Origin of the sequence: Rhodococcus sp. ACPA4 (assembly GCF_002300185.1) — a bacterium.
In the GTDB taxonomy this organism is placed as follows: domain Bacteria; phylum Actinomycetota; class Actinomycetes; order Mycobacteriales; family Mycobacteriaceae; genus Rhodococcus_F; species Rhodococcus_F globerula.
In genome coordinates this window covers 1-5,224 of record NZ_NSDY01000004.1, presented here as the reverse complement: position 1 = coordinate 5,224, position 5,224 = coordinate 1, and the positions used below count along the sequence as shown (strand labels likewise).

Below are 5,224 nucleotides of genomic sequence, written 5' to 3'. Positions count from 1 at the left end.
CCCGGACAGGTCCTTCAACGAACCCATGAGTCGACCCATCGGGGTACGGGCTCCGGCAACAATCACAGAACTGGTCACGATTTCCTCCGGCTGCAAAAAGAGACATAGTCTTCGGGCGCACGTGGTATACGAGCCAAGTCACATCCCGACGTGTACTACTTAAACGGTAGCGCTACCGTGAACGGTATGACACAGACCTCCCCCAGTCCCGCTCTCGCAGCGCTGTCCTCCGACCTCGTCGTCGCCATCGACCACGTCGGAATTGCCGTTCCCGACCTCGATGTCGCCATCGCGTGGTACACCCAGCACCTGGGCATGGTCTCGACCCACGAAGAGGTCAACGAAGCACAGGGTGTACGCGAAGCCATGCTCTCCGTCGTCGGTGCGCCCGCCGGCTCCACGGCCGTTCAGTTGCTCGCACCTCTCGACGAGAACTCGACTATCGCCAAGTTCATCGACCGCAGCGGCCCCGGACTACAGCAGCTCGCTTACCGCGTCACCGACATCGAAGCTATTTCCGACGAGCTCCGTGCACGCGGCGTCCGGTTGCTCTACGACGCACCGAGGCGCGGCACCGCGAACTCACGCATCAACTTCATCCACCCGAAGGACGCCGGCGGTGTACTCGTCGAACTGGTCGAACCGGCCGCGTCGCACTAGTAGGCCCGACTCCTGCAGATATGCCAGGTAGATTGTCGCCATGGCATACGAGCAGGACCGCGGTTCCATTCAACTTCCGTTTCAGATCGCACGGAAGGGATACGACCGCGACGAGGTACGCAACTACTTCGAGCGATTCGACGTAGAACTGCGTGTGACGGCTGCGGATCGCGATGCCGCAGCCGCGCAAGCCCGTGACCTTGCCAAGCAGTTGGACGATGCCCGCGACGACATCGACGATCTCCGTAAGGACGTCGATCGCCTGTCCGTTCCGCCCACCACCGCGGAGGGCATGAGTGATCGCATCAGCCGCATGCTCCGACTGGCGTCCGACGAAGCATCCGAGGTCCGTGCCAAGGCCGAGGCCGACGCAGCAGAGATGACCTCCATCGCCGAACAGGACGGCGCCCGCCTACGCGGGCACTACGAGTCGTTGATCGCGGAGCTCGACGACCGTCGCAACGCGATGGAAACCATGCACGAGCAGACCATGTTGCAGGCCAAGACCGAAGCTGCACGCATCGTCGAAGCCGCGCAGGCCGAGCGCGACCGTCTGGCCGCCGAATCCGAGGCGAAGCGAACTCAGATTCGCGAGGATTTCGACATCTCGATGGCGGAACGACGCGCCAAGGTTGTTGCCGCAGTCGACGAACTCGAAGCATCAAGCAAGGCAGAAGCCGAACGACGCTTGACCGACGCCACGCGCGAAGCTCAGCGTCGCCTACAGGCTGCGACAGATCAGTCCGAGCGAAAGATCGCTCACGCCAAGGAACTTGCCGAAGAACTGCGCGTTCTACGTGGACGCATCCTTGCGCAACTCCTGGGAATCCGAGGTCAGCTCGATTCGGTGCCCGCGATGCTCGCCTCCGTCAACCGTGAGAGCGAATTGCTCGACGCTCCGACCACTCCGCCGTCCTCGGAATTCACCGACGACGAGTACGAGGAAACGAGCTACACAGAATCCGAACCGGAAACTGACGACTCGGATGACATCGAAGACACCAACACAGCCGAAATCGACACCCGCGAGGTCGAACAGCGGGCGCAGTCCCGAAACTGATCCGTCACGACCACCTTCTGGTCAGGCCGCGGGTGCCGCGACCTGACCAGCATCCGGTATGCCAATGCCGACGCTCCGCGGCCCCACCGGGCTCCGACGGCCACGTCACCACATGCGCAACTCCCGGCCTGATGTCGTGGTCACAGCCGGGGCATCGATAGAACTTCGTGGCATTGGCTCCCGGAATCGGCCGAACCATGTACAGCTCGCCGCCCGGACCGGGCTCCTCCCGGACCACTGCCCCGCCAAAAAGCACACCACGCGGTTCATCCGAAACCGGACCTCGTCGACTGTCAGTACGGCGAGATTGTTTCGGCATCGGTTTGCGGCGAGGCATTAGAAAAGCCGGAACTCGGTGCTCTCGGTCCCACGCAACGCCTCGTAGTCGAGGACAAGGCAGCGAATCCCGCGGTCGGTTGCCAAAGTCTTGGCCTGCGGCTTGATCTGTTGCGCCGCAAACACTCCCGTTACCGGAGCGAGCAGCGGATCACGGTTGAGCAATTCAAGATAGCGCGTCAGCTGCTCGACACCGTCGATCTCCCCGCGACGCTTGATCTCGACGGCAACCGAAGCACCATCGGCATCACGAACCAGAAGATCGACCGGCCCGATGGCCGTCATGTATTCGCGTCGTACCAAGGTGTAGCCCTTACCCAGCGTTTCGACATGCTCTGCGAGAAGCTCTTGCAGGTGCGCCTCGACGCCGTCCTTGATCAAACCAGGATCGATACCGAGTTCGTACGACGAATCATGTTCGACCTCTTCGAGGGTGATCCTCAGCTCTTCGCCGGCCTTGTTGGTCACGACCCACAGAATGTCGTCGCTGTCACCGGTGGTCTCGACCAACCAGCACGGCGGACTCATCCAGTTGAGCGGCTTATACGCCCGGTCATCGGCATGGATGCTGACGGAACCGTCCGCTTTGACCAACAGAAGGCGTCTGGCGGTAGGGAGATGGGAGGTCAATCGACCTACGTAGTCGACACGGCAACGAGCAATAACTAAGCGCACTGCACCACCCTAAGGGATCGGTGCGACTAGTCTCGACACACTATGCAGCCCAGCAATGTCCCGAGCGCGCCCCTAGGGTCGTGGCTGCTCGGATCCACAGACGAGAGTCCCCGCCGACGACGCGTTCGCGTCCAAGCCCTCCTCACTGCTCCGCTCCTGGTCACCAATCTGATCGGGTCCGCACTGGCCGTCGTTCTCATCGGAGTTGTTGTTCCAGGCCCGAGCATCATGCGATCGGAGTTCGCGTGGATCAACTTCATCGCAGTGCCGATATTCACTGGGTGTGTCTTCATCGTCGGGTTGCTCTGGGGAACTACACGCCTCATCCATGATCTTCGGTGGGCAACGGACAACGTCCCGCCGACACCTGAGAATCAGCGCGCCGCGCTGCGTGGACCATGGCGATTGACCCGCGTTCAAGCCATCCTATGGACGGTGGCATTGGCCACGTTCACCACGATGTACGGGATCGTCGACGCCAACACCATCCCGAAAGTGTTGTTCACCATAGCTTTCAGCGGAATCACGACCTGCGCGTTCTGCTATCTCCTCAGCGAGTTCGCACTTCGTCCCATCGCAGCCCGCGCCCTCGAATCCGGGACACCCCGCAAATCCGCGGTGCTCGGCATCACGGGGCGCACCATCCTGGTCTGGATGCTCGGCAGCGGAGTCCCTGTCACCGGTCTGATGTTGATCGCGATCTTCAGCTTCATCCGTCCAGCCTCCGGGCAGGCTCTCGCAATCGCCATCCTCGTAATCGGCGGAATCACCCTGTGCGTCGGACTCGGGCTGACCTATATCAACATTCGATCGGCTGCGGCGCCGATCCGATCCGTACGGCGAGGCATGGAGCAAGTCACCCGCGGCGATCTGAGTGCTCACGTCGTTGTCTACGACGGTACCGAATTGGGCTTGCTCCAAACCGGTTTCAATCGTATGGCGGAAGGACTTCGGGAGCGTGAACGCATTCGCGACCTGTTCGGACGACACGTCGGGCATGAGGTTGCAGCCAACGCGATGCGTCAGAATCCCGAACTCGGCGGCGAGGAACGTGATGTATCGGTTCTCTTCGTCGACGTGATCGGCTCCACCACGATCGCCTCGACAAACACTCCAACCGCCGTTGTCGCACTCCTCAACAGGTTCTTCGACGTCATCGTCGACGAGGTCGACGGGCACGGCGGATTTGTCAACAAGTTCGAGGGCGACGCAGCACTTGCCATCTTCGGTGCGCCGAACCGGATCGACGACCACGCGGGCAGCGCACTCGCAGCTGCCAGACAGATCCAGATCCGTCTGTGCGCCGAAGTGCCTGAAATCAATGCCGGCATCGGCGTCGCGTCAGGTATCGCAGTTGCCGGAAATGTCGGTGCGCGTGAAAGATTCGAGTACACCGTGATCGGTGATCCTGTGAACGAAGCAGCCCGTCTCTCCGAGGTGGCCAAGACCGTACCGGGAAATCTGGCAGCGTCAGGCCGCGCTGTTGCGGCGGCCCACAACAGCGAAGCCGACCAGTGGCGGATCACCGACAGCATCACACTGCGCGGTCGCCTCGAAGAGACAGAACTTGCGATTCCTCGTGAGCCGGCGGAAGGCCTCGTATCAACCCCTGTTCCGCCGACGGACTGAATCCGGTTACGAGCCGAAAATGTCCCCCAGTTGATTCAGTATCGACGTTGACGGATCGGGTTCTGGGGATACCGGGCTGACCGTACTAGCTCGGCCAGATCTTGGCTCCCGACGACGGGTTGTCGTTGCCGAACGACACCTTCGAGTACTTCACGCTCACATCCGGAATGTCGCCACACGTCTTGGTCCCGGAGAACTTCTCGATGAAACCGATAGTCGTGCTCTTCAGTCCACCGAATGCGGCTGGAGTGGACCATGACCCCATCTTTGTGACCACTCCGGTGGAATCATTGGTAATCGTTCCCGACCATGTTGTTGCCGTCGCCGACGAACCCGACTTCATGATGTCGAAGGAGTATGCCGTTCCGCGCGAATAGGGAACATCAATCGCACACGTGACACCATTGCCCCCGTCAGCGCCCGACCGCCATTCCGAAGACAGCGGCACACCACCGGCACCGAACAGCGAGAAACGGACACCGGCGGTGCCGTTCGGGGTCTCCACAGCAACCGTGTAGTGGAAACTGTCGATCGTTTCAACCGGCGTGCGGGGAGTCCCGTCGTAGGAGATGAAATGCTGCGGGTTGCCAGCGGGTATCGACGACGCCCCAGGCGCGGCAGCCCTCGCCACCCCGACGATTTAAGAAACAATTTCAGAATTCTCGAATATTTCCAGCGGATTCAGACATAGAAGTACATTCGACTGTTCTATTTGCAATTAATGAATAGATATATCCGAATTCTTACATTCGATTACAAAACTACAATTGTCTTTATGTGAGCTTTATGTTTCGGGGACACGAAAAAGCCCCCCAACAATGTTGGGGGGCTTTCTCAAGTTGTGTTCGGCGGTGTCCTACTCTC

6 protein-coding genes are annotated in these 5,224 nt (G+C 60.4%); 3 read left to right on the top strand and 3 right to left on the bottom strand.

Translation table 11 applies throughout. The features are described 5' to 3' along the window. The first annotated feature begins 186 nt into the window (after positions 1-186). Together mce and CJ178_RS32370 are read left to right on the top strand one after the other, a co-directional pair. Positions 187-660: a methylmalonyl-CoA epimerase gene (gene mce / locus CJ178_RS32375; protein WP_033237402.1), complete on the top strand. Its 474-nt coding sequence runs from the start codon at positions 187-189 to the stop codon at positions 658-660. A gap of 40 nt (positions 661-700) precedes the next feature. After that, positions 701-1,720, top strand: coding sequence for a hypothetical protein (locus CJ178_RS32370; protein ID WP_033237401.1), 1,020 nt, complete (start codon positions 701-703; stop codon positions 1,718-1,720). A 4-nt stretch (positions 1,721-1,724) separates the two neighbouring features. Here CJ178_RS32370 and CJ178_RS33610 read toward each other — a convergent pair whose 3' ends face one another. Both CJ178_RS33610 and nucS read right to left on the bottom strand, forming a co-directional pair. After that, positions 1,725-2,057, bottom strand: coding sequence for an ATP/GTP-binding protein (locus tag CJ178_RS33610; protein WP_080711916.1), 333 nt, complete (start codon positions 2,055-2,057; stop codon positions 1,725-1,727). Further along, entirely contained in the window at positions 2,057-2,731 is a 675-nt protein-coding gene (gene nucS / locus CJ178_RS32360) for an endonuclease NucS (protein WP_033237400.1), read from the bottom strand. The genes CJ178_RS33610 and nucS overlap by 1 nt, the downstream gene beginning before the upstream one ends. A gap of 42 nt (positions 2,732-2,773) precedes the next feature. Here nucS and CJ178_RS32355 point away from each other — a divergent pair, with 42 nt between their 5' ends. Next, the gene (locus tag CJ178_RS32355; RefSeq protein ID WP_092808777.1) at positions 2,774-4,360 is read left to right on the top strand and encodes an adenylate/guanylate cyclase domain-containing protein; all 1,587 of its coding nucleotides are present in this window, start codon (positions 2,774-2,776) and stop codon (positions 4,358-4,360) included. An 85-nt stretch (positions 4,361-4,445) separates the two neighbouring features. Here the strand turns inward: CJ178_RS32355 and CJ178_RS32350 are convergent, their stop codons facing one another. After that, the gene (locus CJ178_RS32350) at positions 4,446-4,991 is read right to left on the bottom strand and encodes a DUF3472 domain-containing protein (RefSeq protein ID WP_095889135.1); all 546 of its coding nucleotides are present in this window, start codon (positions 4,989-4,991) and stop codon (positions 4,446-4,448) included. Positions 4,992-5,224 lie beyond the last annotated feature (233 nt).

Bases quoted from the DNA above. Each gene is read 5' to 3' on its own strand.
- mce (WP_033237402.1), top strand. From the start codon at position 187: ATGACACAGACCTCCCCCAGTCCCGCTCTCGCAGCGCTGTCCTCCGAC.
- CJ178_RS32370 (WP_033237401.1), top strand. From the start codon at position 701: ATGGCATACGAGCAGGACCGCGGTTCCATTCAACTTCCGTTTCAGATC.
- CJ178_RS33610 (WP_080711916.1), bottom strand. From the start codon at position 2,057: ATGCCTCGCCGCAAACCGATGCCGAAACAATCTCGCCGTACTGACAGT.
- CJ178_RS32355 (WP_092808777.1), top strand. From the start codon at position 2,774: ATGCAGCCCAGCAATGTCCCGAGCGCGCCCCTAGGGTCGTGGCTGCTC.